The organism is Halorubrum hochsteinianum (genome assembly GCF_023702125.1).
GTDB classification, from domain to species: Archaea; Halobacteriota; Halobacteria; order Halobacteriales; family Haloferacaceae; genus Halorubrum; species Halorubrum hochsteinianum.
Genome location: NZ_CP098415.1, coordinates 2,549,191 through 2,567,622 on the forward strand (window position 1 = coordinate 2,549,191; position 18,432 = coordinate 2,567,622).

An 18,432-nucleotide genomic window follows, 5' to 3' on the forward strand; every position below is an offset into this window, starting at 1 on the left:
GTTGCGTGCGCGGCCGGCGCACAGACGGGCCACGGTTATGCGCGATTCGCCCGTTTACGTGATGTATGGACGAAGGAACCCGCGAGCTGCTCGAACCGCTCCCGCCGAGCGCCAAGCTGGTCTACTACGTGCTCGACGCCGAGGGCCGGTTCGACCAGACCGGCCTCGCCGAGGAGACCCGTCTCTCCACCCGAACCGTCCGGTTCGCGGTCGAGAAGCTCACCGAGGTCGGGCTCGTCGAGGAGGGGCTGTGCCCCCGCGATGCGCGCCGCTCCGTCTATCAGGCCGTCCCGCCCGCGGAGCGCGACCCCGTCGACGAGCCGGAGGCGGCCGCCGAGGCCGACGCGCCGACCGCCGCCGTCGCCGAGGACTGAGGCTGACCGGCCTCGAACCGCTCCGACGCTGATCTTCCGACGCCCCGATCCGTCGCGCTTTTGCCCCCGGGACCGATACCCTACACACTCAGATGGCGACGTACCACATCGAGACGTACGGCTGTAGCTCCAACCGGGGAGAGAGCCGGGAGATCGAGCGCGCCCTCCGCGACGGGGGGCACCGCCCGGCCGACGGCCCGGAAGACGCGGACGTCGCCATCCTCAACACCTGTACCGTCGTCGAGAAGACCGAGCGCAACATGCTCCGCCGCGCCGAGGAGCTGTCGGACATCACCGCAGAGCTCGTCGTCACCGGCTGTATGGCGCTCGCGCAGGGCGAGCAGTTCGCGGAGGCGGACGTCGACGCCGAGATCCTCCACTGGGACGAGGTCCCCTCGTACGTGCTCAACGGCGAGTGCCCGACGGTCACGCCTGACGCCGAGCCGGTCTTGGACGGCGTCGTCGGCATCCTCCCCATCGCGCGCGGCTGTATGAGCAACTGCTCGTACTGTATCACCAAGTTCGCCACCGGCCGCGTCGACTCCCCGTCGATCGAGGAGAACGTCGAGAAGGCCCGCGCGCTGGTCCACGCCGGCGCGAAGGAGATCCGCGTCACGGGACAGGACACCGGCGTCTACGGCTGGGACAACGGGGACCGGAAGCTCCCGGAACTGCTCGATCGGATCTGCGACATCGACGGCGAGTTCCGCGTCCGGCTCGGGATGGCGAACCCCGGCGGGATCCACGGCATCCACGAGGAGCTCGCCGAGGTGTTCGCCGCGAACGAGGAGCTGTACGACTTCATCCACGCGCCGGTCCAGTCCGGCTCCGACGACGTGCTCGAAGACATGCGCCGGCAGCACCGCGTCGAGAAGTTCCGCGAGGTCGTCGAGACGTTCGACGACCGGCTCGACCACTGGACGCTCTCGACCGACTTCATCGTCGGCTTCCCCACGGAGACCGAGGCCGACCACGACCGGTCGATGGACCTGCTCGCCGAGGTCCGGCCGGAGAAGATCAACGTCACGCGCTTCTCGAAGCGCCCCGGCACCGACGCCGCCGACATGAAGGGGCTCGGCGGGACGATCAAGAAGGAGCGCTCGAAGGCGATGTCCGAGTTGAAGATGGAGGTCGTTGGCGAGGCGTACGAGTCGATGGTCGGCGAGACGTTCGAGGTGCTCGTCGTCGAGGAGGGGACCGGCGACTCCGTGAAGTGCCGCGACTCCGCCTACCGGCAGATCATCGTCCAGAACGCGGCCGACCGCGGCGTCGAGGTCGGCGACTTCCTCACCGTCGAGGTCACCGGCCACAACACCGTGTACGCGTTCGGCGATCCGGTCGCGACGGACGAGGCGACCGACCCCGACGCGGCGGAACGCGACGCGCTCGACGGCGACTCGGTCGACCGCGACGAGGGCCCGGAGTCGACCGTTTCCTCGGCGTAGCGGCTCGCTGGGCCGACCGCTTCTCTCGCCGGGCCGGCCGGACTCAGTTCGGGTCCGTCGCGTTCGACCCGCGCGACTTCGAGTCTCTCGACCCCGGCCGCGTCGACCGCCGTCCACCCGGCCCGGGACGTCCCGAGTTCTCCCCGACCGACCGGGTCGCTTCGGGGTCGTCGGGGAGCCGGATCCGGACGACGGTGCCCCGCGGGTCGTTCTCGGCGAACTCCACCGTTCCCCCCGCCCGGGCCACGGTCCAGTATATCAGCCACAGCCCGAGCCCCTCGGTGTGTTCGAGCGGGGTCTCCTCGGCGTTGCGGAGCGTCTGTCGCTCGATCCGCGGGATGCCTCGCCCCGTGTCCTCGATGACGAGCTCCGTCGCGTCCCCGTCCCGGCGTACCCGCACCGTGATCGCCACGTCGTCGTCGTTGTGTTCGATCGCGTTCCGGAGCGCCTCCTCGACCGCGAGCGGGAGCGACGGGTGAGTTCGGACGACGCAGTCTTCGGGGAGTTCCGTGTGAATCGCGACTCCGGACGACTCCGCGGTCACCCGGGCGATCCGCGCCTCGACCACGGCGACGAGGTCGATCGACTGGAGGGTTTCCGTCCGCCAGATCGCGGCGATGCGCCGCGTTCGCTCGCTCGTCTCGACGAGCTCCTCCAAGTGGGTCCGGGCGATCCGCGCCCGTTCCGCGATCGTCTCCCCGTCCGCCGCGTCCTCGATCCCTTCGAGGTGGCCGAGCGCCACCGCCAGCTCGTTTCGGATGTTGTGACGAAGCACCCGGTCGTTGATCGAGAGGAGCGTCGTCAGATCCTGCGCCTCGGTGAGCCGTTCGTCCGCCTTCACCACGTACAGCCCCGCCCGCGATCCGACCGCCGCGCCGAGGCTGGCGGCGAACGAGAGCAGGAAGGAGAGCTTGAACGCGTGGTGGCCGAGCAGCCAGATGAGCCAGACGACGCCGGCGAGCGCGGCGAACCCGAGCGCGGTGCCGACGCCGATCCGGACCGCTCGCCACTGCCCCGAACGAGAGATCTCCCAGCGCGGGAGGTCGTGGACGGTGTAGAAGACGACGCCCGAGAGGGCGAATATCAGCCCGAACTCGAGCGCGGTCCCCAGGTTCCGGCTTCCGAAGACGAGGTGGCGCGCGGTGACGCCGAAACAGCATCCGCCGAGAGCAGCGAAGCCGTATCGGGGCGGTACACGCTGGACCATCGACGATACTACCCGCCGGAGACTGATATCCGTTTCTAGTTCTGACAGGTCCGGACCGGCCTACTCGTCGTAGATCAGCTCCACCTCGTCGGCGAACCGGTCCAAGATGTTCCGCCGCTTCTTCTTCATGGTGGGCGTGAGCAGGTCGTTCGCCTCGGTGAACTCCTCTTCGACGAGCCGGAACTGCTTTATCTTCTCGTACGACTCGAACTCCTCGTTCACGCGGTCGACCTCCGCTTGAATCCGCTCGCGGACCCGGTCGTCGCGACAGATCTCCGCGGGGGCCTCGGACAGGTCGATCCCCTCGGCGTCGGCCCACGCCGCGACCTTCTCGAAGTTCGGGACGATGAGCGCGGAGACGAACTTCCGGCCGTCGCCGAGCACGACGCACTGCTCGACGAACTCGTTGGCCGCGAACCGGTCCTCGATCGGCCCCGGCGCGACGTTTTTTCCGGTCGAGAGCACGAGCAGTTGCTTCGCGCGCTCGCGGAAGGCGATGTACCCGTCGGGCCGGAGTTGGACGATGTCGCCGGTCCGGAACCACGGCTCGGCCGCGGCGTCGGACGCGTCCGGTGCGTCCCCCTCGACGCCGACGCGTTCGTCCGGCGGCGTCCCGGCGGTCACGACGCCCTCGGGGAGTTCGTCGGCGGCGACGAACGCCTCCTCGGTCGCGTCCGGTCGGTTCCAGTATCCGTCGGTCACCTGCGGCCCGCGGACGAGCAGTTCCCCCACGTCGCCGTCCAGGTCCGCGACCTCCTCGCCGACGACCGCGTCGTCGATCGCGATCTCCGTGTCGACGACCGGCGGACCGATGGTCCCCACCGTCGGGCGCTCCGGCGGGTTGACGCTGATGACGGGGGAGGTCTCCGTCAGGCCGTACCCCTCTAAGATCGGGAGGTCCATCGCGTGGTACAGCGCGCAGAGCTCGGCCGACAGCGACCCGCCCCCGGAGATGAAGAATTCGATGTTGCCTCCGATCGCCTCCCGGACCGACGAGAAGACGAGCCGGTCGGCGACCGCGCGCTTGGCGTCAAGGATCGGACCGGGGTCGTCGGCCTCGTGGTGGGCGCGACCGACCTTGACCGCCCACTCGAAGATGCGCTCCTTGACCGGCGACTCGCTCGCCTGCTCGCGGATCGCGTCGTACAGCTTCTCGTAGACGCGCGGGACGCTGGTCGTCGTCGTCGGCCGCACCAGCCCGAAGTCCTCGCGGAGCGTGTCGGGGCTCTCCGCGTACGCGACGGTCGCGCCGGCGGCGAACATCATGTAGTGGCCGGCCATCCGCTCGAAGACGTGCGCGAGCGGGAGGAACGAGAGCGTCGTCGACTCCGCGGAGATGCCGGGTACCTCGGGGTCGCGGTCGGGCCTGTCGGCGAACCGGCGGTAACACTGCGAGACGTTGTCGCGGAAGTTCGCGTGCGTGAGCCGGACGCCCTTCGGCTTCCCGGTCGTCCCGGAGGTGTAGATGAGGCTGGCGAGGTCGTCCGTGTCGACCGCGTCGATCCACCCCTCGTAGGCCGCCTCGTCGAACGCCGCCGCGCCGCGCTCGTGGACCTCCCCCAGCGTGTACACGTCGTCGGTCGTCGATCTGTCCGTATCGATTTCGGCCGCCACGGCGTCGGCGTCGACGTCGTCGATCGTCACGATCGCTTCGAGGTCGTGTTCGAGGTCGTCGCGGACGCGGAGCACGTCCGCGAGCATCTCGCGGTTCTCGGCGACGACGACGGTCGCCTCCGGGTCCTCCAGCAGGTATCGGAGCTGTGTCGGCGACGAGGAGGCGTAAACCGTCGTCACCGCCGCGCCGGCCGCCAGCGCGGCGAAGTCCGTCTGGGCCCACTCCATGCGGGTCTTCGAGTACATCGCCACCCGCGTGTCGCCGTCGACGCCCGCCTCGCGGAGCCCCGCGGCGAGGCTCCGGACGATCCCGCGCATCTCGGCGTACGTCAGGTCGGCGTACTCGCCCGCGGGTGCCGCCGGGACGACTCCGGCGGCGACGAGCGACCGGTCGTAGATGCCCCCCTTGTACCGCTGCGCGAGCCGGTCCGCGTGCCGCTCCGCGGTCCCCTCGAACATCTGCGGGAGGGTTTCCCGGGCGATCGCGGCGTCGGTGAACGATCGTTCCGCCTCCTGCCAACTCATACCCCCCCAGTCCCGCCCTACCCTCATAAACGACCCGGTAGTTTTGAGTTTCTCTCGACCGTCCGCTCCACGGACGCGACTGTTCGCGGTCTCCGAGTCGGATTTACGCCGTCTGCGGGTCGGTTCCGAGTCGTCGCCGAAGCGCCCGATACACGGTCGAGTGCGGCGGTTGCCCCCTGCGGTCAGCGGTCGGCGGCGACTCGACTCCCGACGCCGTCCCTGTCCGCGCGGACGCGGTCCGCCAGCTCCGCCGCCTGCGCCAGCACGGGATAGCGCGGCCCGTCGGTGGGTCCGTAGAGATAGCCGTAGAACGTCCGCTCGGAGTCGTCGTCGAGGCGGGGGGTCAGCGGCGGGTCGTCGAGCGAGCGCTGTCGGTCGGCGGCGAGCTCGTCGCACTCGCGCTCCAACTCCGCCAGCCGGTTCCAGACGTCGATCGCCGCGTCGGTCTCGCGCCCGTCGCGGACGCCATCCATGTGACCGAGCAGCCGCCGGCGGCGACGGTCGATACCGGACAGCGCCGTCTCCCGGTCCGCCAACTCCGCTATCTCCTCGTCTATCGCGCCCGCCAGCCCGTCGCGCGCGTCCGCGGCGCGCCGGCTCCGGTCGACGAGCGCCGACTTGGCCCCGCTCGATAACCCCCCGTCGGTCGCCAGCGCCGTCGCCGTGTCGGGGCCGAGTTCCGCGGCCAGGCTCTCGGCCGCCGTCTCGTCGTACTCGTCCCGGTAGTGCGACAGCGACAGCACGGTGTCGTCGTACGCGGCCAGCACCCGCCGGAGCGTCACGTCGCCGCCGCTCGGTCCGCCGCCCGGCGAGACCCCGTTCCCCGCCGAGCCGATGCCGCCGAACTCGCCGGCGGGGACGCCGGACGGGGTCGAGTCGGACGGGACCGGCACAGTGTCCATCTCGGCCACCCGGTCGGCGAACGCCTCGAACGCGTCGCGCTCGTCGAGGACGCGCCGTCGCTCCGCCCGGCAGGCCGCCTCGGCGTCGCGAACGTGCGCGAACGCGAGCAGCGCGACGACCCCGACGACCGCCACCGCCGCGACCACCTCCGGCCGGGTCGCGACCGCGCCGACCTCGCACCATGCGTTCGAACACCCCGCCGCAGTCACCCCCTGGTCGGGGATCTGGAAGACCGTCGTCGAGCCCGGATGTACACTCATCGCGTTTGTTAACACGTTACACGCACAAATCACTTTGGTTCGTCGCTCGGGCGTTCGTCGCGACGCGCTCGGCCACCGTCAGGTGGGGAATGGCGTCGGGTTCGGAGGTGGCGTCAACTACGGGGCGGGCGTCAGTTCCGGACGCCGTCGTCGGTGATCACGGTGTCGATCATGCCGATCGGGGTGGCGTCGTAGCTCGGGTTCTCGATCTCGACGTCCTCGACCGGCTCGCGCATCACCTCGACGGCGTCGCGGAACTCGTTCTCGAACCGGAACTCCTCGATGGTCTTCGCGCCCGAGCCGACCGCGGTGACGGGGACCCCGAGCTCGCGGGCGGTGACGACGAGCGGGAACGTCCCGATCCGGTTGTAGTAGGTCCCGCCGGTGATACAGGTGATCCCGAGGAGGACGCGGTCGCAGTCGCGGAGCGCGTACCCCATCGCGCCGTCGACGACCATCCGCGTCTCGACGCGGGACATCCCGGCGAGGACGCGCGCGGTCTTGCGACCGAGGGTCCGCGGTCGCGCTTCGGTGACGTAGACGGTCAGGTGCGCGCCGTCGCGCGCGGCGTTCTCGATGGCCTCCAGCACGGTCGTCGAGTAGTCGTGGACGAGCAGCGTGTCACCGTCCTCGATGTGTTCCGCCGCGTTGGCCGCCGCCTCGCCCTTCGCGGTCTCGATGTCGTCGACGACGCGGGCGATCACGTCCTCCAGCAGCTGTTTCGCGCCCTCGACGCTCGTCGCCTCGCCGACGATGGAGCGCTCGACCTCGCGCATCGCGTTGTGGAGCGCGGCGTGGGAAGGGTTCGACCGGCGCAGCACGCCCGCGTTGTGTTCGAGGTCGCGCTCGAACTCGTCGACGGTCACGTACTCGCGGTCGAGCAGGTCCGCGAGCGACCGCGTCGCCTTCACGGCCACCGCCGACGTGCTGTGGGTCCGCATCGCCCGGATCTCGGCGACGGTCTCGTCGATCATGCCTGAAGGGTCGGCCGGGCCGGTAAAAGGGGTTCCGGGGGCGGGCGGGTCCGAAGGAGTCCGAGTTCAGTCGAGTCCGATCCGGTCGAGTCCGATCCGGTCGAGTCCGATCCGGTCGAGTCCGAGTTCAATCGAGTCCGATCCGGTCGACCGCGCGCGGAACACAGCCCTCCGCCGGTTCGATGTACGAGTAGTGGTCCGCGACGAGGTCCGTGACCTCGACGTTCGCGTAACCCTCCGGCGCGGTCGCGGCCTCCGGAAGCCCGCCGTGACCGACCGCGCGGGTCCGGTCGGAGGCCCGGTACACCCAGCCGAGGACGCGGTCGTTCCGGCTGTGGAAGTTGTAGAGCGGGGCGTCGAGCGCGCCGATCGCCGGCCCGTACCGCCCGTCGCGCCCGACGCTCTCGTCAGGGACCGCGCCGCCGAACAGCGACGCCGAGGCGAGGGCGTCCGTCCGGCCGCGGTCGTCGAGCTCGCGGAGCGCCTCCCCCGTCACGCGAGCGCCGAGCGAGTGGGCGAACAGGTGGACCGGCCGCCCGTCCGCGTCCGCCCACGCCGTCAGCCAGTCCACCAGCGGGGCGGCGTTGGCCTCCGCGGTGCGCTTCGCCGGCCCCCAGTCGGCGTTCGACGCCCACGAGTAGCCGATTACGGGCGGGGCGTCGGCTCCGAGGGCCTCGTCGAGGGCGAGTCCCGCGGTGTGCGCCTGATCGCGCGCCGACGCCGCGTCCGCCCCGAGCCCGTGGACGTACAGCGCAACCCGGTCGGCACCGTCGAACGCCCACGACCCCGACCGCTCCGTGGGATCCGACTCGTCGAGCCGTCCGCGGGTCGACACCATGGGCTGCGTCTCCGGTGCCTCGTACCCGCCGAAGTCGCCGCCGAGTTCGTTCGCGGCGTAGAGTCCGCCGCCCCCGAGGAGGCCCACGCCGCCCGCGAGGAGTCGCCGGCGAGTGACGAGGCCGCCGGTGTCGCCGTCCGCGGAGTCCGTTCCGGAAGGGTCGTTGGTCGCGGAGTCCGTTCCGCCTGAATCGTCCGCGCGGTCCGCGCCGCCCGGGCCGCCGGAAGTGGGATCGGATGAGATGTCGGATCGACGCGCCGGAGGATCAAATATTTGACGCGACTGCGACGGCTGTTTATCAGTCCGGGCCGTACGACGGACATGAGCTACCCGGTCACGTACTACTGTCCCCACTGCGGGACGCTCGTCGCGCTCGAACGGGAGGGGTACCTCGCGGACAAGTCGGTGACCCCGTACCCGCTGGAGGGGTGGACGTACGTCGCGCCCACTGAGCCGTTCGACGCGGACGAGGGCGGTGAGGGAGACGGAGAGGGAGGCAGTGACGGGGAGGAGGTCGAGGGCGACGCGCTCGACGCCGACGGCGTCCGGTTCGTCTGCGGCGAGAGCGACGGCGTCGAATGGGACCCTCACGACGGCGTGCGCGGCACCGACGTGGGCGGCGACGAGCCGTATCGGGAGCCGGACGCCGAGGGCGTCGGCTGCGGCGAGCCCTTCTACCTCTCGTTCGTCCGCTACGAGGAGGGCCGCGAGATCGATCCGGACGCGGAAGCGGAACCCGTCGAGATCAACCCCGACCCGCGGCCGAGCGGCCCCCGCGGACCGAGCGGACCGAGCGGGGGCGGCGACTCCGACGGCGGCTTCTGGTGACTACGAAAGCTAGCGTTGCGCTAGTAATTGAGCGCTGAACGACACGGACACTCCCGAAGCCCCAGCCGCGAGGCGGGCGCACGCTCGGGGCGCTCCTCACTCGGTCGCTTCGCTCCCTCGTTGCGGTGCTGCCGTCGCCTGCGCCCGCCTCACGACTGCCCCTTCGAGTCCCGCCCCACACAGCAGCCTCGCGCCTCCCCAGCGTCGCTGGCGGTCGAGCGAAGCGACGACCGCCAGCGACTCCCTCGCGCGTGCGGCTCGCGCCCTTCGGGCGCTCACCGGCACGCGCCGACCGGCCTGTTCACCTGTGACAGTTGTCGATGCTCCGCCGTGGCATTCGGGCCAACAGCCAAACCCCTTAAACGGTGAGCGAGTAGGCGTCGACATGGAGAGCATCAACCGGACCGCGATCGAGTTAGTCGACGAGGCGCTCGATTTCGCCGGCGAACTGGACGTGGTCGGCTACGAGCTGGACAACGGGGCCACCGTCGTCGACTTCGGAATCGACGCGGCCGGCGGGGTCGAGGCTGGGCTGCTGCTCGCGGAGATACAGACTGCCGGGCTGGCGAACCTACAGACGCGGATGGGGACGCTCGCCGGCGCGCCCCGACAGTACGTCGAGCTGTCGACGGACCACCCCGCGGTCGCGCTGCTCTGCTCGCAGAAGGCCGGCTGGGAGGTCACGACCGAGAGCGGCTTCGAGGGGCTCGGCTCCGGCCCGGCCCGCGCGCTGGTCGGCCGCGAGGCCGAGTTCGAGCGCGTCGGCTACTACGACTCCTCGGAGTTCGCCACGCTGGCGATCGAATCGACGACGCTGCCCGACGAGGAGGTCGCGGAGCAGGTCGCGGAGCTGGCCGAGGTCGACACCGACGGCGTGTTCCTCCCGACGTTCGCCACCGGGTCGACCGCCGGCTCCGTCACCACCGCGGCCCGCGCCGCCGAACTCGCCGTCTTCCGCCTCTTGGAGGTCGGCTACGAGCCGACGGACGTGCTCCACGCCTCCGGCTCCGCGCCGCTCGCGCCCCCGACCCGCGACGAGACCGAGGCGATGGGCCGAACGAACGACGCCTTGGCGTACGGCGGCGAGGTCCACCTCCAGGTCGCGCGCGACGACGACCGGTTCTCGGAGATCGTCTCCACCGCCAGCGAGGAGTACGGGACACCCTTCGTCGAGGTGTTCGAGGACGCCGACTGGGACTTCTACGACGTGCCCGAGAGCGTGTTCGCCCCGGCGCAGGTCACCGTCGACGTGGTCGACGGCCCCGTCTACACCGTCGGCGACACCGACGAGGAACTGCTCGCGGAGTCGTTCGGTTACCGCTGACTCCCCGGGAAGCCGACCCACCGAGCCGACCCCGTTACGACACCCGATGCGACTCAAACCCGTCCCCGAACCCCCGTCCGACCTCGACGCGCTCCGCGAGTACCGGCGCGCGGTCCCGCTCGTCCCCGGCGACACCGACGACTGCTGCGCTCGCCTCCGGCGGCGCTGTGACCTCCCCGACCGGCAGACCGCCAACGACTGGCTCGCCTTCCTCCGGACGCTCGGACTGGTCGAGGAGACCCCGCGGGGGTTCGTCCGCGCCGACGCGGAGCCGACCCGGGAGCGCGTCCGCGAGGGGCTCCGAGACGGCGTGCTGTTCGCGCCCGAGGCGCTCGCGGCGCTCGCCGAGGCCTCGCGCGATGATCCCGTGACTCCCGACGACCTCTTCGCGGCCACCCGCGAGCGGGTCCCGCGGCACGACCGCGCCCGCGACCCCGAGTGGGAGGCCGCGTGGCGCGACCGCGCGGCCCGGCTGCTGGCGTGGCTCGCCCTCGTCGACCTCGCGACCCCCCTGGCCACCGCGGGCGACGACCCGGAGGCTGCCGGGGGACAGGCCGGCTACGTCGCGGGCGACGCCGCCTGAGATTTTCCGACGGATCCCCCGCGCCCGGCGACGGCGACCCCGGAACAAGCCTTTTACTCGCAGCCGGAGAGAGACGCACATGAGACGCGCCGACGAGCGCACGGTCCGCTACGAGCCGACGAGCGTCAAGGACCTGCTCGTCGAGATGAAAGACACCGCGGAGCTTTTGATCGACCTCTCGTACTCGGCGGTGCTCCACGCGAGTCCGACGGTCGCCCACGAGGTCGTCGAACTCGAACACCGGATGGACGCCCTCCAGATGCAGGCCCGGATGAGCCTGATGCTCGCGGCGCGGAACCCGAACGAGGCGGAGACGCTCGCGCCCGTCCTCGGGGTCATCGCCGCCGCCGACAAGGTCGCGGACGCCGCGGGCGACATCGCCAAGATCGTCACCGAGGAGATCGGGCTCCCCGACGCGATGCGGGGCGCGCTCTCCGCCGGCGTCGAGACGCTCGTCCGCGGAACCGTGAGCGCCGACTCCGCGTACGCCGGCCGGAGCCTCGACGCCATCGACCTCGAATCTGAGACCGGCGTCCGCGTCATCGCGGTCCGGCGCGACGAGGACTGGATCCTCAACCCCGGACCGACGACGCGCCTGAAGGCGGGCGACGTGACCCTGCTTCGCGGTCCCGAGGCCGGCGTCGCCGAGGTCTACCCCGAACTGAGCGGCGAGCCGTTCGACCCCGAGCCGCCCGCGGAGCCCGCGATCGACGACTTAGAGCGCGCGGTCGACTCGATCGTGTTGATGAAGAACCTCTCGGAGCTGGCCGTCGACCTGGCCTACGGCTCGGTCCTCTTCGACAACGAGGAGCTTGCGGAGGAAGTGAGCAACTTGGAAATCGAGGTCGACGCGCTCCAGTCGCGGTTCGAGGCGTGGACGCTCCGGGCGGCCGCCGAGGCCGACGACCCGGTGTCGCTGCGCGGGCTCATCCACCTCGGCGTCGCGACCGAGGAGATCTCCGACGCCGCGCTGGCGATCACCGAGGGGGTCCGCCGCGACCTCGACGTCCACCCGGTCGTGGAGATGGCGGTCCAGGAGTCGGACGAGATAATTTCTCGCACCATCGTCGGCGAGGGGAGCGACCTCGACGGCACCGCGGTCGCCGACGGCGTGCCCGCGACCGACATCTCGACGAGCGTCCTCGCGGTCCGCCGCCCGGAGGAGGGGTGGCTGGTCGGTCCCGACATCGACACCACGCTCCGGGGCGGCGACGTGATCATCGCGAAGGGGACCCGGACCTCGGCGGAGGAGTTCGATGCCCTCGCGGCGTGAGGCGGACGGGGCGGAGCCGGAGAGCGGGCGGCAGGGCGGCGATGCTAACGGGGAGGGTCCGGGAGACGAGAGGGACAAACGGGGTCCCGTCGCCCTCGCTCGGGCGTACTACGGCGCGCTCGACACCGGCGAGTACGACCGGCTGCGCTCCCTGCTCGACCCCGGCTTCGTCCAGAACCGCCCCGACCGGACCTTCGAGGGCCGCGACCGGTTCGTCGCGTTCATGCGCGACGAGCGGCCGAACACGGACACGACCCACGTCGTCGAGCGCGTCTACCCCGCGGGCCCCGGCGTCGCGGTCCGGGGGAGGCTCCTCGACGCGGACGGCGAGGAGCTGTTCGCGTTCGTCGACGTCTTCGGCGTTGAGGACGGGCGGCTGACCGCCCTGGAGACGTACGCGGCCGACTCGTAGGATCGATTCTCGTCGGGCCGTCCCGAATCACCAAGCCGCGCGCAACACGCCGAGGATCCCCTCGGCGGTCGCGTCGAGGTCGGCCGGCGCGCGCGCCATCGGCGGGTCCTCGACGACGAACTCGGCGATCGCCGGGAGGTCGTCCTCGTCCGTCTCGGGCAGGTCCCGGAGTCGGCTCGGCACGTCGAGCGAGTCCCGGACTTCGGCGACCGCCGCGACGACGTCCTCCGCGACTGCGTCGTCGTCGCGCCCCGCCGTCGGGACGCCCAGCCCGGCCGCGAGCGCCCGGCGGCTCGCGTCGACCTCGTCGAAGAGGTACGCCAGCGCGTGGGGCGCGATCGCGGCGTGAACCGCGCCCTGCTGGACGTCGTACCGGCGGGCGAACCCGTGGCCGAACGCGTGGACGACGGATATCTTTCGGTCGAGTTGAACGAGCAGCGCCCCGACGACGGCGCGGTCGGTCGCCGCCTCGCTCGACGGCTGGTCGCCCGCGACGTGCGGGAGCGCGTCCGAGAGGAGCCGGAGCCCGTGGACCGCGGCCGCGTCGCTTACCGGGGAGGCGTCGCGGGCGTACGGCGTCTCGACGCCCTTGTTGAACCCGTTCATCGCCGAGCCGGCGAGCACCGACCGCGGCGTCGTCTCGAACAGCGCCGGGTCGGCGACGTCCGCGATCGGCCACGCGCCGCTCCCGCTGACGGTCACCGGCTGGCCGGTCGGGGACTCGCCGGCCGAGAACACCGCCAGCGACCCGCCCGCCGAGAGGTCCGCGCCCGCGAACGTCGTCGGGATGACGACGACTGGGAGGGCCGGCTCCGAGCCGGGTGCCAACTCGCCGAGCGCGTCCGCCCCCGACTCCGCGTCGGCGCGGAGGTCACCGAGGTCCCGCCCGTCCGCCGCGAGCAGTGTCGCCTGCCGCGCGACGTCGAGGCTCGCGCCGCCGCCGACCGCGACGAGGACGTCTGCTCCAACCTCCGCCCGCGCATCGAGGAGGTCGTAGGCGGTCTCGACCCGCTTGTCGGGTGTGGTCCCGTCGAAGATTCCCGCGAACCGATCGCCGAGTCCCTCTCGGATCGGGTCCATTAGCGCGTCGTTCGCGCCCGTGTTCGAGCCGCAGACGACCAAGGCGTCGTCGAGGCCGCGGTCGTCGAGCCAGCCGTCGAGGTCTGCGATCCGCCCCCGTCCGAACCGGATCTCGCAGCCGCGGTGAACGTGTTCGAAGGAGTCCGCGATGGGTAGCATCGGCGAGGCGTACGGCGGGCGGCGGCTTGTAGCTGTGGGACGCGTCAGCATACCGGGCGGGTTCCGGGTCCGAACCCGGCGTCGAACCTGACCGAGCGCGCCGCGCTCGGTCCCTGCGGCGTCCGTCACGGCCGCTCACGCGCGCGGGCGTGCGTCGGGTTTATAAGCCGACGGCAATTAGCTGGAGTAAGTTCCTATGTCAGAGCAGAGCGAATACGGAGCCGGCCAAATTCAGGTCCTCGAAGGCCTGCAGGCCGTCCGTAAGCGACCGGCGATGTACATCGGGTCCACGGACGGTCGTGGGCTCCACCATCTCGTCTACGAGGTCGTCGACAACTCCATCGACGAGGCGCTCGCGGGGTACTGCGAGGAGATCGAGGTCCGGGTCCACGACGACGGCTCCGTCTCCGTCCGCGACGACGGACGCGGGATCCCGGTCGACACCCACGAGGAGTACGACCGGCCCGCGCTGGAGGTCATCCTGACCGTCCTCCACGCCGGCGGGAAGTTCGACTCCAAGTCGTATCAGGTGTCCGGCGGGCTCCACGGCGTCGGCGTCAGCGTCGTCAACGCCCTCTCGGAGCGGCTGGAGGTCGAGGTGAAACGCGACGGCGGCGTCTACCGCCACGAGTTCGAGCGCGGCGAACCCGGCGAGGACGCATTCGAGCGCGTCCGCGACATGGACGCCGACGAGTCGACCGGGACGGAGATCCGATTCTGGCCCGACGACGAGATATTCGAGACGACCGACTTCCAGACCTCGACGCTCGCGAACCGGCTGCGCGAGCTGGCGTTCCTCAACTCGGGCGTCGAGATACGGCTCGTCGACGACCGCGACGACACCGCGGAGACGTTCAAGTACGACGGCGGCATCCGCGAGTTCGTCGCGTACCTCAACGAGACCCGCTCGCCGATCCACGAGGAGGTCATCTACTTCGAGGACGAGACCGACGGCGTCCACGTCGAGGTCGCGATGCAGGCGACCGAGGAGCTACAGGGCTCCGTCCACGCGTTCGCGAACAACATCAACACCCGCGAGGGCGGGACCCACCTCACCGGGTTCAAGACCGCCCTGACGCGGACCGTCAACGACTACGCCAACGAACACGGGCTGGTCGACGACCTCGACGCCAACCTCAAGGGAGAGGACGTTCGCGAGGGCCTCACGGCCGTCGTCTCGGTGAAACACCCGGACCCGCAGTTCGAGGGGCAGACGAAGACGAAGCTCGGCAACAGCGAGGTCCGCGGCGTCGTCGAGTCCGCGACCCACGAGAAGCTCGGGACGTTCTTCGAGGAGAACCCGGACACCGCGGAGAAGGTCGTCCACAAGGCCGCGGAAGCCGCCCGCGCCCGAAAGGCCGCGAAGAAGGCCGAGGAACTGACCCGCCGGAAGTCCGCGCTGGAGTCGACCGCGCTGCCCGGCAAGCTGGCCGACTGCCAGACCCGCGACCCCACCGAGGCGGAGCTGTTCGTGGTCGAGGGCGACTCCGCGGGCGGCTCGGCCAAGCAGGGCCGGAACCGCGAGAACCAGGCGATCTTACCCCTCAAAGGGAAGATCCTCAACGTCGAGAAACACCGGCTCGACCGCATCTTAGAGAACGACGAGATCCGCGCGCTGATCACCGCGATCGGCGCGGGGATCGGAGAGGAGTTCGACATCGACGACGTCCGGTACAACAAGATCATCCTGATGACGGACGCCGACGTCGACGGCGCGCACATCCGGACGCTGCTTCTCACCCTGCTGTACCGCCACATGAAACCCCTGCTGGAGGCCGGCTACGTGTACGCGGCCCAGCCGCCGCTGTACCGCGTCCGCTACCGCGGGGAGACGTACGACGCGATGACCGAGGAGGAGCGCGACCGCATCGTCGAGGAGAAGTGCGACGGGAATCCGACGCAGGTCCAGCGGTTCAAGGGCCTCGGCGAGATGAACCCCGACCAGCTGTGGGACACCACCATGGACCCGGAGAACCGCCGGCTCAAGCGCATCAACGTCGACGACGCGGCCGCCGCCGACCGCATGTTCAACGTGCTGATGGGTGACGCCGTCGAGCCGCGGAAGCAGTTCATCAAGGAGCACGCGACCGAAGCGGAGTGGGTGGATATATGAGCTCAGAAAGTCCCGACGCCGACCCCGGAGACGTACGAGCCGCACAGGTGACGAACGCGCGCATCGAAGACGAGATGGAGCAGTCGTACATCGACTACGCGATGTCCGTCATCGCGGGTCGCGCGCTCCCCGACGTGCGGGACGGGCTCAAGCCCGTCCACCGCCGCATCCTCTTCGCGATGAACGAGGCGGGAGTGACGAGCAACTCCGCGCACCGCAAGTCCTCCTCCGTCGTCGGCGAGACGATGGGCGACTACCATCCCCACGGCGACAGCGCCATCTACGACACGCTCGCGCGGATGGCCCAGGACTTCTCGATGCGCTACCCGCTCGTCGACGGGCAGGGGAACTTCGGCTCCGTCGACGGCGACCCGCCGGCGGCGATGCGGTACACCGAGGCGCGGATGGCCCCCATCGCCGAGGAGCTGATGGCGGACATCGAGCGCGACACCGTCGACTTCGAGGCGAACTACGACGATCGCCTCGAAGAGCCGGCGGTGCTGCCCGCGGCGTTCCCGAACCTGCTGGTCAACGGCTCGTCGGGCATCGCCGTCGGAATGTCGACGAACATCCCGCCGCACAACCTCGGCGAGGTGATCGACGCGACCGTCGAGCTAATCCAGACCCCCGACGCGACCGTCGAGGACCTGATGGAACACGTAAAGGGGCCGGACTTCCCGACCGGCGCGAACATCGTCGGCCGGAACGCGGTCCACAAGGCGTACAAGACCGGTCGCGGTCGGATCCGCGTCCGCGCCGAGTTCGAGGTCGACGAGGAGGAGGGCCGGATCGTCATCTCAGAGCTCCCCTTCCAGCAGAACAAGTCGCGGCTCGTCGAGCGGATCGCCGAGGACGTCAACGAGGGCGCGATCGAGGGGATCAGAGACCTCCGCGACGAGTCCGACCGCGACGGGATCCGGATCGTCGTCGACCTCAAGCGCGACGCGATGGCGGAAGTGGTGAAAAACCAGCTGTTGGAGAGCCACCTCGAACGCACGTTCGGCGTCATCAACCTCGCCTTAGTCGACGGCTCGCCGCAGGTGTTGGACCTCAAGGAGACGCTCGAACACTACGTCGAGCACCGGCGCGAGGTCGTCCGCCGGCGCTCCGAACACGAACTCGCCGAGCGCGAGGACCGCGCGCACATCCTCGAAGGACGGCTGAAGGCGCTCGACAACGTCGACGACGTCGTCGAGACGATTCAGGACTCCGACGACCGCGACGCCGCGAAGGCCGCGCTGGAGTCCGCGTTCGACTTCACCGAGGCGCAGGCCGCCCACATCGTCCGGATGCAGCTCGGCTCGCTCACCTCGATGGAGACGGCCGAGATCGAGGAGGAGTACGAGGAGGTGAACGCCCGGATCGAGCGGCTGGAGACGATCCTCGCCGACCCCGCCGAGCTCGACCAGGTGATCGTCGACGAGCTTCACGAGATCAAAGCCGAGTACGACGACGAGCGCCGCACGAGCTTCATCGAGGACGCGGGCGACGTGACTCACGAGGACCTCATCCCCGAGGAGGAGTGCGTCGTCGTGATGAGCGAGGACGACTACATCAAGCGGATGCCGCTCGACGAGTTCCGCGCGCAGAACCGCGGCGGCAAGGGGATCATCGGCACGGGGTTAAAGGAGGGCGACCGCGTCTCCTCGGTGTTCGCGGCCAACTCCCACGACTACCTGCTCGTGTTCACCAATCACGGCCAGATCTACGAGCTGAAGACCTACGAGATCCCCGAGATGTCCCGCACCGCGCGCGGGAAGTCCGCGGTCAACCTCCTCGATCTGGACGACGGCGAGGAGATAGAGTCGGTCGTCAACACCGAGGACTTGGACGACGACGAGTACCTCACGATGGTCACCCGCGACGGGTACATCAAGCGGACCGCCGTCGACGAGTTCGGTAACATCCGCTCGACTGGCATCCGCGCCATCCGGCTGGAGGACGGCGACGAACTGGTCGACGTCGAGGTGACCGACGGCGACCGGGACATCGTCATCGGGAGCAAACACGGGATGGCGATCCGGTTCGACGAGTCCGACGCCCGTGCGATGGGCCGCACCGCCCGCGGCGTGATCGGCATCGACCTCCGCGAGGGCGACGCCGTCGCCGGCGTCGCCGCCATCGACGACGAGTACCACAACTGGGTGCTCACCGTCACCGAGAACGGCTACGGGAAGCGCTCGGACCTCGACGAGTACCGTCCGCAGTCCCGGAACGGGAAGGGGCTCGTCGACATCAAGACCGGCGACCGCAACGGCGAGGTCGTCGCCATCGAGGCGGTCACCCACGGCGACCACCTCGTCGCGATGAGCGCCGAGGGCCAGATCATGCGGACCCGCGTCGAGGAGATCTCGACCGTGAGCCGGAACACGAAGGGGGTCATCGTGATGAACCTCGAACCCGACGACGAGGTCGCGTCCGTCGACATCGTCCCCGAGTCGGTCCACGCCGCCGAGGCGGACGACGCCGACGAGGAGGGAGACATCGAAGCGGACGCCGCGGCCGAGTAGTCGCCCCGCG

At 70.3% G+C, this 18,432-nt stretch carries 15 protein-coding genes; 9 read left to right on the forward strand and 6 right to left on the reverse strand.

Features of this window, described 5'->3' with window-relative positions:
* Window positions 1–65: 65 nt before the first annotated feature.
* Complete coding sequence (locus NAF06_RS12925; RefSeq protein WP_006629971.1) at window positions 66–374, forward strand: helix-turn-helix domain-containing protein; 309 nt, start codon at window positions 66–68, stop codon at window positions 372–374.
* A gap of 92 nt (window positions 375–466) precedes the next feature.
* Window positions 467–1,819, forward strand: a complete 1,353-nt coding sequence (locus tag NAF06_RS12930; protein WP_008581019.1) for a tRNA (N(6)-L-threonylcarbamoyladenosine(37)-C(2))-methylthiotransferase — start codon at window positions 467–469, stop codon at window positions 1,817–1,819.
* 43 nt (window positions 1,820–1,862) lie between these two features.
* Here the strand turns inward: NAF06_RS12930 and NAF06_RS12935 are convergent, their stop codons facing one another.
* The 5 genes from NAF06_RS12935 to NAF06_RS12955 form a co-directional block, all read right to left on the reverse strand.
* The gene (locus NAF06_RS12935; protein ID WP_008581020.1) at window positions 1,863–3,026 is read right to left on the reverse strand and encodes a sensor histidine kinase; all 1,164 of its coding nucleotides are present in this window, start codon (window positions 3,024–3,026) and stop codon (window positions 1,863–1,865) included.
* A gap of 60 nt (window positions 3,027–3,086) precedes the next feature.
* Window positions 3,087–5,165, reverse strand: a complete 2,079-nt coding sequence (locus NAF06_RS12940; RefSeq protein ID WP_008581021.1) for an AMP-dependent synthetase/ligase — start codon at window positions 5,163–5,165, stop codon at window positions 3,087–3,089.
* Between the two features lie 182 nt (window positions 5,166–5,347).
* The gene (locus NAF06_RS12945) at window positions 5,348–6,328 is read right to left on the reverse strand and encodes a DUF7260 family protein (protein WP_008581022.1); all 981 of its coding nucleotides are present in this window, start codon (window positions 6,326–6,328) and stop codon (window positions 5,348–5,350) included.
* Between the two features lie 131 nt (window positions 6,329–6,459).
* The gene (locus tag NAF06_RS12950; RefSeq protein WP_008581023.1) at window positions 6,460–7,302 is read right to left on the reverse strand and encodes an eIF2B alpha/beta/delta subunit family protein; all 843 of its coding nucleotides are present in this window, start codon (window positions 7,300–7,302) and stop codon (window positions 6,460–6,462) included.
* A gap of 127 nt (window positions 7,303–7,429) precedes the next feature.
* Window positions 7,430–8,140 carry a DUF726 domain-containing protein gene (locus NAF06_RS12955; protein WP_049908539.1) on the reverse strand — a complete coding sequence of 237 codons (711 nt, stop codon included), beginning with the start codon at window positions 8,138–8,140 and terminating at the stop codon, window positions 7,430–7,432.
* A 321-nt stretch (window positions 8,141–8,461) separates the two neighbouring features.
* On the opposite strand from NAF06_RS12955, the gene NAF06_RS12960 reads away from it, so the two are divergent.
* From NAF06_RS12960 to NAF06_RS12980, 5 genes are all read left to right on the forward strand, one after another.
* A complete protein-coding gene (locus NAF06_RS12960; RefSeq protein ID WP_008581027.1) occupies window positions 8,462–8,968 on the forward strand; it encodes a DUF7969 family protein in 507 nt (168 codons plus the stop codon).
* A gap of 385 nt (window positions 8,969–9,353) precedes the next feature.
* Window positions 9,354–10,292, forward strand: coding sequence for a methenyltetrahydromethanopterin cyclohydrolase (gene mch / locus NAF06_RS12965; protein WP_008581029.1), 939 nt, complete (start codon window positions 9,354–9,356; stop codon window positions 10,290–10,292).
* Window positions 10,293–10,338: 46 nt separating this feature from the next.
* Entirely contained in the window at window positions 10,339–10,875 is a 537-nt protein-coding gene (locus tag NAF06_RS12970) for a double winged helix-containing putative transcriptional regulator (protein ID WP_008581031.1), read from the forward strand.
* 79 nt (window positions 10,876–10,954) lie between these two features.
* Window positions 10,955–12,148, forward strand: a complete 1,194-nt coding sequence (locus tag NAF06_RS12975) for a potassium channel family protein (RefSeq protein ID WP_008581032.1) — start codon at window positions 10,955–10,957, stop codon at window positions 12,146–12,148.
* On the forward strand, window positions 12,132–12,560 hold the full coding sequence (locus NAF06_RS12980) for a nuclear transport factor 2 family protein (protein ID WP_008581035.1): 429 nt from the start codon (window positions 12,132–12,134) through the stop codon (window positions 12,558–12,560). Before NAF06_RS12975 ends, NAF06_RS12980 begins: the two co-directional genes overlap by 17 nt.
* 27 nt (window positions 12,561–12,587) lie before the next feature.
* Here NAF06_RS12980 and NAF06_RS12985 read toward each other — a convergent pair whose 3' ends face one another.
* Window positions 12,588–13,799 (reverse strand): iron-containing alcohol dehydrogenase family protein, encoded by a 1,212-nt coding sequence (locus tag NAF06_RS12985; protein WP_008581037.1) that lies wholly within the window; start codon window positions 13,797–13,799, stop codon window positions 12,588–12,590.
* 196 nt (window positions 13,800–13,995) lie between these two features.
* On the opposite strand from NAF06_RS12985, the gene gyrB reads away from it, so the two are divergent.
* Together gyrB and gyrA are read left to right on the forward strand one after the other, a co-directional pair.
* Window positions 13,996–15,912, forward strand: coding sequence for a DNA topoisomerase (ATP-hydrolyzing) subunit B (gene gyrB / locus NAF06_RS12990; RefSeq protein WP_008581038.1), 1,917 nt, complete (start codon window positions 13,996–13,998; stop codon window positions 15,910–15,912).
* Window positions 15,909–18,422, forward strand: a complete 2,514-nt coding sequence (gyrA, locus tag NAF06_RS12995; RefSeq protein WP_049908525.1) for a DNA gyrase subunit A — start codon at window positions 15,909–15,911, stop codon at window positions 18,420–18,422. The genes gyrB and gyrA overlap by 4 nt, the downstream gene beginning before the upstream one ends.
* Window positions 18,423–18,432: the final 10 nt, after the last annotated feature.